The 14,441-nt window shown below is 40.1% G+C and carries 11 protein-coding genes; 1 reads left to right on the top strand and 10 read right to left on the bottom strand.

Going from position 1 to position 14,441, the window contains the following annotated elements; translation table 11 throughout:
- Window positions 1-8: 8 nt before the first annotated feature.
- The 9 genes from KHA99_RS20675 to KHA99_RS20635 form a co-directional block, all read right to left on the bottom strand.
- On the bottom strand, window positions 9-1,388 hold the full coding sequence (locus KHA99_RS20675; protein WP_307852113.1) for an amidohydrolase: 1,380 nt from the start codon (window positions 1,386-1,388) through the stop codon (window positions 9-11).
- On the bottom strand, window positions 1,370-2,425 hold the full coding sequence (locus KHA99_RS20670; protein ID WP_213119369.1) for an ABC transporter ATP-binding protein: 1,056 nt from the start codon (window positions 2,423-2,425) through the stop codon (window positions 1,370-1,372). The genes KHA99_RS20675 and KHA99_RS20670 overlap by 19 nt, the downstream gene beginning before the upstream one ends.
- Entirely contained in the window at window positions 2,415-3,416 is a 1,002-nt protein-coding gene (locus tag KHA99_RS20665; protein ID WP_213119368.1) for an ABC transporter ATP-binding protein, read from the bottom strand. Before KHA99_RS20665 ends, KHA99_RS20670 begins: the two co-directional genes overlap by 11 nt.
- A 49-nt stretch (window positions 3,417-3,465) precedes the next feature.
- Window positions 3,466-4,368, bottom strand: coding sequence for an ABC transporter permease (locus tag KHA99_RS20660; RefSeq protein WP_213119367.1), 903 nt, complete (start codon window positions 4,366-4,368; stop codon window positions 3,466-3,468).
- Window positions 4,369-4,396: 28 nt separating this feature from the next.
- Window positions 4,397-5,350, bottom strand: a complete 954-nt coding sequence (locus KHA99_RS20655; RefSeq protein ID WP_213119366.1) for an ABC transporter permease — start codon at window positions 5,348-5,350, stop codon at window positions 4,397-4,399.
- A 179-nt stretch (window positions 5,351-5,529) separates the two neighbouring features.
- Window positions 5,530-7,122 (bottom strand): ABC transporter substrate-binding protein, encoded by a 1,593-nt coding sequence (locus KHA99_RS20650; RefSeq protein ID WP_213119365.1) that lies wholly within the window; start codon window positions 7,120-7,122, stop codon window positions 5,530-5,532.
- 63 nt (window positions 7,123-7,185) lie between these two features.
- The gene (locus KHA99_RS20645; RefSeq protein ID WP_213119364.1) at window positions 7,186-8,442 is read right to left on the bottom strand and encodes an amidohydrolase; all 1,257 of its coding nucleotides are present in this window, start codon (window positions 8,440-8,442) and stop codon (window positions 7,186-7,188) included.
- 1,007 nt (window positions 8,443-9,449) lie between these two features.
- Window positions 9,450-9,947 carry a DinB family protein gene (locus tag KHA99_RS20640; protein ID WP_213119363.1) on the bottom strand — a complete coding sequence of 166 codons (498 nt, stop codon included), beginning with the start codon at window positions 9,945-9,947 and terminating at the stop codon, window positions 9,450-9,452.
- A gap of 638 nt (window positions 9,948-10,585) precedes the next feature.
- Entirely contained in the window at window positions 10,586-11,452 is an 867-nt protein-coding gene (locus tag KHA99_RS20635; protein ID WP_213119362.1) for a helix-turn-helix transcriptional regulator, read from the bottom strand.
- A gap of 122 nt (window positions 11,453-11,574) precedes the next feature.
- On the opposite strand from KHA99_RS20635, the gene fabF reads away from it, so the two are divergent.
- Window positions 11,575-12,810 (top strand): beta-ketoacyl-ACP synthase II, encoded by a 1,236-nt coding sequence (fabF, locus tag KHA99_RS20630; protein WP_213119361.1) that lies wholly within the window; start codon window positions 11,575-11,577, stop codon window positions 12,808-12,810.
- Between the two features lie 216 nt (window positions 12,811-13,026).
- Here the strand turns inward: fabF and allB are convergent, their stop codons facing one another.
- Window positions 13,027-14,403 carry an allantoinase AllB gene (allB, locus tag KHA99_RS20625; protein ID WP_213119360.1) on the bottom strand — a complete coding sequence of 459 codons (1,377 nt, stop codon included), beginning with the start codon at window positions 14,401-14,403 and terminating at the stop codon, window positions 13,027-13,029.
- Window positions 14,404-14,441 lie beyond the last annotated feature (38 nt).

Below are 14,441 nucleotides of genomic sequence, written 5' to 3'. Positions count from 1 at the left end.
GAAAAAACTTATACTAATGCCTTTTTAATATTGAGTTTAGTAGAGTTTAATACCACTTGGGCTAATGCCTTTACGCCAATCTTCATACCAAGTTCATCAATATCAAATTTTTCATTATGATGACCGGCTGCAAGGGTTGTTCCGACGACACCGTATGTTGCCAATCCCCCGTTGCTTTTGACCTTTTCCATCATGTAGGTTGCATCTTCAGAACCAGAACTTTCATTTGAAAGCAAATGAACTTGACTGATTTCTTCTATAGTATGAATGGATTCTTGAACAAATTCTGCCAATTCCTGACTACAATCTACTGATTTGGCTTCCCCGACGATGTCAATGTTTACCTCCACCTGATGTGCCATTGCTGTTCCTTTAAGAATATTGATAGCATTGGCTAAGATATATTCATTCACTTCAGGGGTATCACCTCGGGTTTCAATCTTAAGCTTTGCAGAGGACGGAATAATATTTCTTCCTGTTCCTGCGTTTAAAACACCGACGTTGATACGTGAATTACCGTCGCCATGGCGGGAAATTCCGTGTAAGTTAAGCACCGCCGATGCCGCAGCAAGTAAGGCATTTCTGCCTTCTTCCGGACATTTGCCTGCATGGGATGCGACTCCAGTAAAGGTGACATCGATTTTCGTGGTGGATAGGTAGCCGTTATTGGCGCACACATACTCTCCCAGCGGCACACCGGTGCCAATATGATTGGCAAGGAAAACGTCCACATCATCTAGAACACCAGCAGCCACCATTGATTTTGCTCCGCGGACGCCCTCTTCTGCCGGCTGAAAAATCAGCTTAATTTTCCCTGAAAGCTGATCCCGAATTTGCGAAAATAATTTCGCCAACCCTAATCCGATTGAAGTATGGGCATCATGGCCGCATGCATGCATCATTCCTTCATTCACCGAACGAAATCCCATTGCAGCAGGTACATGTTCAGGAACGTTGGCCTCCACTAAATCTAGCGCATCCATATCAAATCGCAGGCCAATTGTTGGACCAGGGCGCTTGGTATCCAGAATACCAACCACACCGGTATGGCCGCCTTTTACATGTTCCAGCCATTTTTCATTCGCTCCTTGCACCAGCGCCCGTTGCTCATGCTGCCGTAAAATCTCTTCTGGAGGGACACCCATTCTTGCCTGGGTGTCAATGACTTGTTTCCCAATCTTCACTTCATATCCCCATTCTTCCAGCTTTTCTGCAACTAATGAAGACGTGCGGAACTCAAGCCAGCCCGATTCGGCATGTTTATGAAAATCTCTTCTCCATTCCACCATCTCAGAAAAAATTTCTTCTATTAAACCATTCATCTCTGCGTTCATTTCATCACCCGTTTCAGATAATTTTTTAGTTGCGATTACTCTGCTAAATGGCATGCCACAAAATGTCCTGGTCTCTTCTCTACTCTTTTTGGAACGGCTTGTTTACAGATGTCCGTTGCTAAAGGACAGCGAGTATGAAAGTTGCACCCTGAAGGAGGATTAATAGGAGAAGGAATTTCTCCTTTTAAAATAATCTTTTCTTGTTTTATTTTTGGATTTGGATGCGGAATGGAAGATAACAAAGCTTTAGTATACGGATGAAGCGGATTGGCAAAAAGTTCATCTGTTTCGGCTTCCTCGACCATTTTCCCCAAGTACATGACACCAATTCGATCGGAAATATGTCTTACTACACTTAAGTCATGTGCTACAAATAAGTAGGTCAGCCCAAATTCTTCCTGTAAATCTTCGAGAAGATTAATGATCTGTGATTGAATGGATACATCCAGTGCCGAGACTGGTTCATCACAGATGACAAGCTTTGGGTTCACTACTAATGCACGCGCCAGCCCAATCCTTTGCCGCTGACCGCCAGAAAATTCATGGGGAAAGCGATAATAAGTGTCTGCATGTAAGCCTACCTTTTCAAGAATGTCGAAGACCCTTTCCATCCGTTCTTGACTGGTGCCGATATTGTGAATCACCATCGGTTCAGCGATACTGTCTCCAATTCTTTTTCGGGGATTCAACGAGGAATACGGGTCCTGAAACACCATTTGTAAATTTTGCCGTTGTTTCCTAAACTCTGAGTTTGATAGTTTAAAAATGTCAGTTCCTCCAAAAAACACCTCGCCATCCGTCGGGTCAGTCAACCGTAAAATCGTACGACCAAGAGTACTTTTACCGCAGCCAGACTCGCCCACCAATCCATATGTCTCTCCTTCATATAAATGAAAGGTCACATCATCGACTGCTTTCACATATTTTTTGGTGACCCCGATCGTATTTTTCACGGGGAAGTATTTTTTGATTCCTTTAATATCAAGAAGCTTCTCTCTTGCATTCCCTATTATTGGCCGGGCTTCAAAGGCGGCGGTTCCATAAGAACCGTTCCCATGGTCACTGTCCAGTTTCAATGCTTCATGTTGCATTCGATACAGCCCCCTTTATTGTTTGATGATGCCAGCACTTAATTCTTTTATTGTGATCCAGCGTTTCTAATTCTGGCTTTTCATTCATGCATTTTGCATCTGCAAAGGGGCACCTTGGAGCGAATCTGCATCCCTTTGGAATTTCATTAAGGGATGGAACCATTCCTTTAATAATGGAGAGTTTTTTATTTCGATTTCCAAAAAGCTGAGGTATCGAGCTGATTAACCCTTGTGTATATGGATGAAGCGGATTTTCGAATAAGGATTCCACATCTCCTTCTTCCACGACTTCCCCTAAATACATAACGGCTACGCGTGTACAATGCTGGGCCACCACACCCAAATCATGGGTAATCAGCATAATTCCCATATCTAATTTCTGTCTCAGACTGTCAATGAGTTCCAAAATTTGCGATTGGATCGTCACGTCCAATGCGGTGGTCGGTTCGTCTGCTATCAACAGTTTGGGCTGACAAGCAAGGGCAATGGCAATCATGACCCGCTGCCGCATCCCGCCTGAAATTTGATGAGGATATTCATGAACCCTTTGTTCAGGTGCTGGAATGCCAATTAATTTCAACATTTCAATCGCTCGTTCGTAGGCTTCTTTCTTCGATAGTTTCTGATGGAGCATAATCGGCTCCATGATTTGATCTCCAATCGTAAAAACAGGATTGAGAGAACTTAAGGGATCTTGAAAGATCATAGAAATGTCATTTCCCCTAATCTTCCTCATTTCAGAATCCGATATTTTTAAAAGGTTTTTTCCTTCAAAATTAATCTCACCATCGTAAGACGTTACCCCTTTTTCTTCAAACAATCGTAAAATCGACTGTGCTGTCACACTCTTTCCGCATCCAGATTCCCCAACAATGGCTAACACTTCACCACGATCGACATGAAAGGAAATACCATCAACTGCTGTAACCTTCCCTCTTTCAGTTCGGAAATGAGTTTTAAGGTTGTTTACTTCTAATAAGTGGTCGCCCATTATTCGTATCCTCCTTTCAAAACTAGCTTTTCAAACCCAGATTGTTCGATTATTTCTTGGCATGGTTTGTATGCGGGTCTAACAAGTCTCTCAACCCATCACCAAACAGGTTCAAGCCTAATACACTTAAAATAATGGCCACCCCTGGGAAAAAGGTCATCCACCAAGCATTAAAAATAACCAATTTGCCATCAAAAAGGATGTTGCCCCAGCTTGGATCCGGTGCCGGAACACCCACACCTAAAAAGCTCAAACCGGCTTCAATAATAATCGCATCAGCGAAGATAAAGGTAGAGTAGACAATTAATGGGGATAGAGTATTAGGTGCTATATGCCCCCAAATAATTCTCATGGAGGAAGCCCCTTGTGCCTTCATCGCTTCAATATAGGTTTGTTCTCTTACTACTAAAGCTGCTGAACGTACTACCCGAGCAACATAAGGGGTAAATACTGCGGCCAATGCAATAATGACATTATCAATTTTCGTTCCTAATGCTGCCATTAATGCGATTGCTAATAAAATAGCAGGAAAAGCCATTAATCCATCACAAATCCTCATTAAAACATGATCTAACACCTTATAATAAGCGGAATATAAACCGATAATCATGCCTAATACCGATGTAATGATGGCAACAGAAAGTCCAACTCCCATAGATGCCCTTGCCCCATATACGACTCGTGCAAATAAGTCCCGACCTAAATTATCTGTTCCAAAAAGATGATCTGCACTTGGAGCTTTTAATCTGCTAGTTACTACCATTTCATAGGGAGTATAGGACGAGAGTAAAGGTCCCAATAAGGTAACCAGTAAGGTAAGAAGGATAATGACACTTCCGGTAACCGTCAATTTATTGGAAAAAAACCGGCGGACAAACAAACGTCTCCGTTCTCGGTTAATATCTCGTCTAAAATCGCTCAATTCTCGTCTCTTTTCAACAGCTACTTCCATTCGATTTCCTCCAGTCAGAGCAAATTTTTTACGATTCTTTCTTTAGTCGTACCCGTGGGTCGATGACACCATAGAGTAAGTCAACTAATAAATTGATCAAAACATAGGTTAAAGTAACCATTAAAACCGTACCCTGGATGACCATGTAGTCTCTTCGTTCAACGGAATTGATGATTAATTGGCCAATGCCAGGAATATTAAACACCGTCTCGGTAACGGCAGCTCCGGCAACAAGCGTTCCAAAGGTTTGCCCAATGACTGTTAAGATCGGGATAAACGCATTTCTTAAAGTGTGCTTATAGATGACTTTTCTCTCATGAAGTCCTTTTGATCGAGCCGTTTTAATAAAATTTAAATTCAACGTTTCGACCATGGAAGACCGAGTCATCCGTGCAATAAGTGCGGCTTGGCCGGTACCTAAGGCAATAGCTGGCATGATCAGATATTTAATATGTTCCCAAAATCCGGCGCTCAAAGGCTTATACCCGGCTACCGGAAGCCACCTTAAGTTAATAGCCAAAATAATAATTAAAAATAATCCGAAGAGAAAATGGGGGATAGAAATGCCCAGCAAGGAAAGACCCATAAACGTTTGGTCAGTCGCCGTTCCCCGCTTTCTAGCAGCCATAATTCCTAAAGGCAAGGCAATAAGAATAGCTGTAATTTGAGACAAAATGGCTAATGATATGGTAGGACCAAGATGCTCTAAGATCGCCTCCGTTACCGGTTTATCCATAAAAAATGAATCGCCCAAGTTTCCTTGGAAAACACCTTCAACCCAATGGAAATATTGCTGATAAACAGGGTCATTTAGTCCTAGCTCCTCTTGCAATTGCTTGACATCTTCGTGACTTGCTTCAGGACCAAGTATCACGGCTGCTGGGTCTCCTGGTGTTAAATGGATAATCATGAAAACGACAATCGATACGATGAGAAGAACTGGAATAAGAGAAAGAATTCTTTTTAAAATATACGATTTCAAATTAAACAAGCCTCCTTTTGCAGAGTATGTAACGGAAGATAACAAGCAGGATTTATACTAGTAAAGGGCAAACCTCACTGCACAATTTCCAGATTGAGATGTTTGAACATCCTTCCGGTCACTGTCTTACTCGTGGGGTCACCCCTTACCAATCTACCTCTTGTTATTCTAAGAAGTTATTATTTTGTTAGACTTGTATTCCATAGGATCATACCTTCGAAATAAGTATTTCCTTTAATTTCGTTATTTCGATAGACATGGAAGGTATAATAATCACCGATTTTAATGTAAGGTACATACTCTTTCCAAGCATATTCCTGCATTTCTTCCCATTTGGCATAAGCATCCTTATCAGATGCAGCGGTACGAATTTGTTCTGTGAATTGTTGAAGTTTCTCATCGGCCGGCCAGCCTGCGTAATTAGGGTCTAATGGTAACGTTTGAGTAGGCAAAGATACTGGAGAAAATCCAGTAATAAATGCATCCCATGCAGCTGGATCATTCCGTTTAGATGTTAATGTTGCCCAGTCCACAACGTCCAATTTCACCTTAATTCCAATCTTTTCTAATTCTTCTTTCATGACAACAGCAGAATTATAGCTATACTCATAATCCCTGGTTGTTAGAATGCGGATCTCTTCTCCTTTATAGCCTGATTCACTAAGTAACTGTTTAGCCTTTTCTTTATCATTTTGGTTATAATACTCTTTCCCGGCATCTGTGTACCACTTTTTCTGGTCTTTATACATTAATCCATTATCTAATCGGTAAAATTTCTTATTCCCAAACGCCCCAATCAATACGTCTTTATTATTAATCCCTGTGTTTACTGCCTGACGAAGTTTTTCGTCCGTAAATGGCCCTTGTTTTTTGTTAAATACGAAGGACAGACCCCCATATAAATTTAAGATTGGTTTCATATCAGAGGAACTGCTAATTTGTTCATAGTTATCAGAAGGGATTTGATAAGCAATTTGATATTGACCTGTTGTAATTCCACCTAGTCTAGTAGAGCCATCAGTCACAACTTCAAATATAATGTTATCTACCAAAGCTTCCTTTTTACCTGCTAATCCATCCGATGGTGCATCTACAGGTTTGTAATCATCATATTTTGCCACTTTAATATATTGGTCTGGTTTCCATTCAACAAATTTAAAAGGTCCGGTCCCGACAATTTCGGTTATCCCGTCCTTTGGAGCATTGTCAATAATTTCTTTCGGCATGATGCCAGCAAATTGGTTGGTGGAAGCAATGACATCTAATACACCAATGGTCGGCTTTTCAATTTTTAATTGAACCGTATATTTATCTACTTCTTCAAATTGGCCTTTTCCAATCGCATTCGCAGCCCGTGTTGATTTGGTTAACCAGCGGTTCATCGATGCGACTACATCTTCTGCAGTCATCTCTTTACCATTATGGAATTTAACACCCTGTCTTAATTTGAAGGTATAGGTTAAACCATCCTCACTTACGTCATAGGATTCTGCTAACATCGGTTGCACTTCATAATCCGGGTTTAACACCAATAAGGTTTCAAAGATGTGTCTGGCGATTTCTTTTGTAGCAGTGGTGGTAGAGATTTGGGGATCTAATGTTGGCGGCTGAGCATCAATCGCAACGTGAAGATCTCCCCCTTTTTTCGTTACAGCCTCACCGCTAGCGGATTTCGTTTGTTTGTCTGAATCACTACTGCAACCGATTAAGGCCATTGAGAGCAATAACAGACATGTGATTAACCAACTGAGCTTTTTAAACCTTTTTGTCATAAATAAACCCCCTTTTTTATTTAAAAATTCGGAAATCGGTATGTTAGATTTAGAACTATTCTTCTAAGTTAACATCCGTTTTCCAATTCTTACTAACAGTTGAACGGCTAGCGGCAGAACAGCCTCATCAATATTAAATTTGTGATGATGGTGCGGCGCCGGTAATGGGGAACCAATATTCATGTAAGTTCCCTTTCCTCCTCTATCTTGAACCCTTTTAATAAGGAAAGAAGCATCTTCGCTGCCTAGGCTAATGTCACAATCTTCTTTGAAAGAAGTAAACCCATCGATTTGCTTTGCCTCTTCGAGCACCACCGAAACCAACTCTGGATCAGGTTGGATTGTGGTCGCTTCACCGATTATGTCTATCTTAGATGTTAATCCGTGCATCAGGGCACTATGTTCTACAATCGACTTCACCCGTTCTTCTAGTTCGTCTTTTATTTCTGCTTTATCAGACCGGACATCAATGACCATAGAAGCTTCGCTCGGAATAATATTTGCTGCAGTTCCGCCTTCCAATATTCCTACATTCACCCGAGTGGTTCCACCGCTGAAACGAGGGATGGCATGGATATTTAATAGAGCAGTTGCTGCTCCTAATAAGGCATTGCGCCCTTTTTCAGGCGTACCGCCAGCATGTGATGGAACACCGTAAAAATAGGCTTTCATTTTGGAAGAAGCTAAAAATTTTGAATTTCCTCCATGAACTTCTCCTAGTGGTAAATCTAATCCAAGGTGAGAGCAAAACAGAAAGTCCACGTCATCGACAATCCCTTTTTGGGACATCGCATATCCGCCTCGTCCTCCTTCTTCAGCAGGTTGAAAAATTAGTTTCAAGGTACCAGCAAACTCTCGGTCTGCTAATCTTTCAGCTAGTAACAGCCCCATGGCCGTATGGCCGTCATGTGCACAGGCATGCATAGTTCCAGAGAATTCAGAGGAGAATTCTTCTGCGTGCGGATAATGATCCTCATCGCTGCTCTCATGAATTGGTAAAGCATCCATATCAAATCGGAAAGCTACTGTAGGCCCTTCCTTTTTTCCTTTCAATTCTCCTACGACTGCGGTATTGCCGCCTTTCATTTTTTCAATTATTTCTAGATTGGCGCCGTATTTTAGTGCTCTTGCATATGCCTCGTCCAATTCACGTTTAGATGGGACCCCACGACGAGAGTCAGAATCAATTGCGTCCTCACCAAATAAAACGTTAAACCCTAAAAACTTTAGGACCTCAACCACTTTGGAAGCGGTTCTGAACTCAGAAAAGCCTAGTTCAGGATAACGGTGAAAATCTCTTCTTAAATCTATTACATTCACGAAGAATTCCTCCTTATCTCTTGTAATATAAGTAAAATAATGGTATAAATTAGAATCATGTAAGATATTTTGACAATAGTTTTTTAAGTTATTAGAATATTATCAAAGTTAAGATAATAAATAAAATTAGTTTTATAAATATTGATAATGAGTTTTTTTAATCATTGACTTAATAGAATAGAATTTAAACTGAATTCTATTCTTGCTTTAGAAAAAGCGTTTCTGCTATGTACAGAAACGCTTTTTTGTTCAATACATAATAATCTAGTCCCATTTGAAAGTTCTATTTCATTACAAAGTACAATAAACCAGTGATAACTTAATTGGTAAAGAAAATAATCCACTCATTCGTTCTCGCTTGGAATGGTTTTTATATTGGTCCGCCTTGCTTAGTAAATTCCCCATTTTTTATCACCTCTATTTATTAACTCTCTTTAAAAAAAGAAAAATATGTAATCAAGTAGTAGTCTATTCTTAAACTTTGCTCCTACGATTAAAATGGGGAAAAGCGCAAACACTTTTAATTTTTTCACATATAATAATGAAAAGATTCGAGGTGGACGATGGAAAATGGAGATAGTTGTTCTGTTTACTATTGAGGAGGCAGAAACCCGAATCCAAACAGGATCAATGAGATCATAAATAACAACGATCAACCAAATTATGAAAAACTACCTGGGCTCATTGAGGCCTTAAAAATAATACTAGAATGTAAAAAAGCGGAGAATTAACTGATTTTCCGCCTTTTTGCATTCTAATAACTATCCCTAAATGTGTTGTACATGCAAAAAGACGCCTTCTTATATAAGAAAAGCGCCCGACTGTTGAACAATGAAATATGCGAAAAATCGCTCTGCAAATACGTTCTAATTTATTTGACTAACACACCCGTTTAGCCATCCATAAAGCAGGAAAATCACCCGCTTCACCATAGAGAATGAAAAGGGCTTCACACCGTCAATACTTCTTTTACGGCTGGGCGAAGAAGGTCACTGAATTATGGTGCTTTAGGACCAATCAACTCCACTCCAAGAGGATTGCAACTTTCGCAACAGAACAATTTGTCCAAGATGATACGTATCGTGCATCATGATATTGCTGAGTAAACGCTCAATAGAGTACCTGTTAGCTGCATACGGAGCTTTTAACTTTTCATCGTCAAGGTCCGCAATGATCGTTTTTAATTTATTCATGACTTCATTAAGGCGCTGCACTGTCTGGGCCCAACCAATTTCGTCTTCTGGATCCCCAGGATTTCCAAAGGTTTCTTCATTGTCTTCTGCCTTATGCGGATTCTCTGTGCCCTTAATTCGATGGATTACGTCTTCATTCCAAAATATCAAGTGGTTGACAATCTGCCAAATCGAATTGCTGATTCCCGAACTTGTCCATGCTGCCTCAGCTGCGATGACTCCATGAAGCGCCTGATCCATGGATGCAAACCAATCATTCTCATGGAAATGCATGTCGAGTTGTTCTAAAAACATTTTGGTTACAACTTGCATACAACCAATCTCCTCACTGTTTAGTGTAATCTTTCAAAGTTAAAAGACAAGAAAAAATCTGACTATAGTATAAATTAATCGGTCCTAAAAAGGTAAAAACCAAATCCAAGTGGTCCCTTCCATTTTGGACATACCTTTCTCTCCAGCTTCTAATTCTCTCCAACATGGCAGGGTATTCCGAAATTTCCGGGTGACGATAACAATAATCCTCAATTAATTTCGAAAAAAGCCATTCATACGCATAAAATTACCTTCATTTTCGACTGTCGGCCATATAACGAAAAAATATTCTCAATGAAATACTCCATTCTTTTATTTTGAGAATACAACAAAACCATGATCACTATGACTTATTCGGCCCATCCAGCTTTTATTCCTTCATCATGACAAATAAAGTACCCTAGGGCAGGCTTTTTTTAGTGTCTACTCTATAGGGTACATTTTATTTTTCTGGTTGACCTGTTGGCTAAACGACTTACCTGGCCTTTGATTTCATAAGTGGCTTAATTCATGTAATGCTTTGGCATATATGGCTGTCGCTTTGATTAAATCATCGATTTCTATAAATTCATCAATTTGGTGAGAGCTATCTACCTTACCAGGGAAAAGCTCACCGTAAGCCACTGCATTTTATATTTCTAGTTTACGGGTACCGAATTTTCAACCGAAACCCTCTTCATTAATCGCTTTAATTTATTTTCTGTATCTGTTTCCTCTACTGGTGTATAAATACTGCACCGTAAATCCATATCACCTTGAACTTGAAGAGAAGTTAAATTAAACAACATTTTGCCTGCTTTAGCATGTCTGAATTCAATTATCATTTCTGGAGCCTTACTTACTTGACTTTCTTGCCATAAATCCTGAAATTCTGAATGTGAATAACTCATTTCTTTAATAAATTGGTTGTACCATTCATCGCCTAAATAGTGTCCATAATAGGTACGGAAAATAGCAAGAAAACCCTTCGCAAAATGTTCCCAATTGACGGCCAATGCTTTTAATTCTTTTCTAGTGAACACTAAACGAATCAAATTTCTTTGATCATTCGGTATTTGTTCAAAATCTAAAAAAACATGAGCAGCTGCAGGATTCCAGCCTACTATATGGCAATGTCGATCCGTAATGATAGTCGGACAATATGTTAATTCAGTTAGTATTCGCTTTAAAGAAGGGCTAAGCTCTGATTGATTCTTTTTTTGGTTTGTAATTTCTGATTTTGCCTCTAATGCCAGGTCATATAAGTAGTCTCTTTCATCGTTATTTAATTGTAGAGCTGTAGAAATACAATCAAGTACGATTGAAGAAACTTTTATATCTCTTCCTTGCTCTAGCCATGTATACCAAGTGGTACTCACACCTGCTAATTGTGCAACCTCTTCTCTTCGTAATCCAGGTGTCCTTCTCCGGGTTCCGGCAGGCAAACCAACAGACTCTGGCTTAATTTGGGCACGCTTAGCTTTTAAGAATGTCGACAAAGCTTCAAGCCTAGTTTTATCATTCATTTTTAAAACTCCTCAACTTATCAATTTAACCTATTAGTAATTATACCAGGATAAACTATCACTTGTAATAGGATAAAGGAGATGTAAAATACAAGTAAATTATTTATTTGGAGGGATGAAAAGTGGAAAGAGTTGTGATTACCGGTATGGGGATAGTGTCTCCAATAGGAAACAACATCCAAACATTTTGGAACAATTTGATTAACGGGGAATCTGGTATATCCACTATCGATACATTTGATGTTACTAATCATAAGACAAAAATTGCAGGTATCGTCCAAGATTTTGATGCAGATGAAGTTTTAGGAAAGAACGAAGCTAGACGTTTAGATCGTTTTTCTCAATTTGCTTTGGCTGCAGCTGAACAAGCTTGGGTAGATTCTAAGTTAGACCTAGATCATATAGATGTAGAAAGGTTAGGCGTATATGTAGGTTCAGGTATAGGGGGAATTGAAACCTTAATTGAAAATATTGATGTGCTTAGACAGAAGGGGCCAAGAAGAGTTAGCCCGACCCTAGTACCAGCCATGATTTCTAATGCTGCTGCAGCACAAATTAGTATCAAGTGGAACGCAATGGGCCCTTCTTTGTCGCCCGTTTCTGCTTGTGCAATTGGAAATACAGCTATTGGTGAAGCTTTTAGACTTATTCGTTCTGGAGAAGTTGACGTTGTGTTTGCAGGTGGAACAGAGGCAGCTATAACAGACTTATCAATAGCAAGCTTTGGTAATGCTACAGCATTATCAACAAGAAACGATGAGCCCACTAAAGCTAGTCGTCCATTTGATGAAAATCGAGATGGATTTGTCATGTCAGAAGGAGCTGGAATTCTAATCTTAGAATCTTTATCTCATGCTCTACGTAGAGAGGCAAAGATATATGCAGAAGTCATTGGATATGGTGCAAGTTCAGATGCACACCATATCGTAGCTACACATCCGGAAGGTAAAGGGGCCTATCTTGCAATGAGATCAGCTTTAAAAAATGCAAATATATCGCCAGAAGAAATTGATGTTATTAGTGCCCATGCAACAAGTACAAAAGTGGGAGACATCTCCGAAACAATGGCTATTAAGCAGCTGTTTGGTAAACAAGCTTATCAGATTCCAGTAACAGCTAATAAATCTATGATCGGTCATATGTTAGGGGCAGCAGGCGGGGTTGAAGCAATTGCTTTAGCAATGAGTTTAAAGGAAGGTATAATTCCTCCAACAATAAACTTAGAAAATCCTGATCCATTATGTGATCTCGATTATGTACCATCAATTGCTCGCCAAGTGAAAATAAATACGGGTCTGTCTAACTCATTCGGTTTCGGAGGTCATAATGCGGCAATTGTCTTAAGGAAATACGAGTGAATAAACTTTCTCTCGTAAATCTAACCGTTTCTTAAGGAAACGGTTAGATTTATTCCGTTAAATGGCCCGATTGTTGAATAAAAGCTAATGACGATTGATCACCATTTCTTAAGATGAACCCTGTAGAGTCGGCTCCGCTCTCTCTTACATCCTCACTCCATACAGAAATGGCGCAGGAATTCTTCCTACGCCATTCTACTATCACGATATATTGATTTAAATTTCTACTAAACTATTTGCGGAAAGATATTTCCCAACTGGTTGGCCAACGATCCCTTTTTCAAGATCAAATACAAGCTGTCCTCTTACGAAGGTTTTCGTGACACGACAATTAATTGTCCGCCCGAGATAAGGGCTGTGCGGATGACGGTAGTATAAATCTTCCTTCCTTACCTGATAGGATTGATTCGGGTCAAGCAGGATGATATCAGCATCTTTATCCAAATCAATACTGCCCTTTTGTCTCAAGTTAAATCTATTAGCCGGATTTGTGGCAATCAGTTGAGCAAAACGGTGAACAGATAGGCCGCGCTTCTTGACCGCTTCGTCAAACATTAAATCAACATTATTTTGACAGCCCGAGATGCCTCCGAAGATTTCAAAAATATTGTTGGTGTCACTTTGCTTCATTTCTGGCGGACACGGGGAGTGATCGGATGTTAGGAAATCAATTTTCCCTTCCAAAAGTGCTTCCCATAATTGATCCTGCTCTTCCTTTTCGCGTAATGGCGGAGCACATTTAGCAACAGGGCCAATTTTTTCAAAGGCTTCCAAATCCATCGTGAAATAGTGGGGACAGGATTCTAACGTTACATCCTGGCCTTCCTCGCGGGCTTTAATAATCTCCTCTACCGCTCGCCTGCTGCTGATATGAACAAAGTGGAGCTTGCATCCCGTTTCTTTTCCTAAAAATAACGCCTGGCTGACAGCATCAACTTCCGCTATAACAGGTCTTGACTCCACATAATCCCTTATTGTTACCTTTCCCTGTTTCATTTTATCTAAGGCATATTGATCTGTAAATTCAGCATTTTCAGCATGAATCGATAAAAAATGCCCCAATTCAGCCAATTTCTTCATGCCTTGATACAGTGTGAAGACATCCACGTTTTTAAAGTCACCGACTTCATCAGTGCCCGTTGTCGCCATGAAGCATTTATATGCGGCAACTCCCTCGTTGGATAGATCCTCGAGATCCTCGATGTTCCCAGGTACTAGTCCTCCGTACAGAGCGTAATCCACATAGGCTTTATTTTCTGCACATTTTAATTTACGTCTTAATGCTTCTTTATTCGTAGTCGCTGGAAGCCCATTTAATGGCATATCAACAATAGAAGTGGTTCCGCCGGCGGCCAAGGCTTTGGTTCCTGTTTCAAACCCCTCCCAATCTCTTCCCGGCTCAGAAAGATGAACATGGGCATCCACCATCCCTGGCATGACATATTGACCAGTTGCATCGACATATTCTTTGGCAGATTCGTTAATATGTTGGGATATCTCAATAATTTTGCCATTCTTAATACCGATATCCACTTTTTCAACAGAGTCCTTTAAAACGACACTTCCATTTTGGATCACCAAATCAAACTTCATTTCCCCTCATCCTTTCTATTATATTTCTGGTGAAATTT

Source organism: Neobacillus rhizophilus (genome assembly GCF_018343535.1).
GTDB lineage: Bacteria > Bacillota > Bacilli > Bacillales > Cytobacillaceae > Neobacillus > Neobacillus rhizophilus.
Note: the sequence above shows the minus strand (reverse complement) of the source record. Positions and strands in the feature narration are given on the sequence as shown.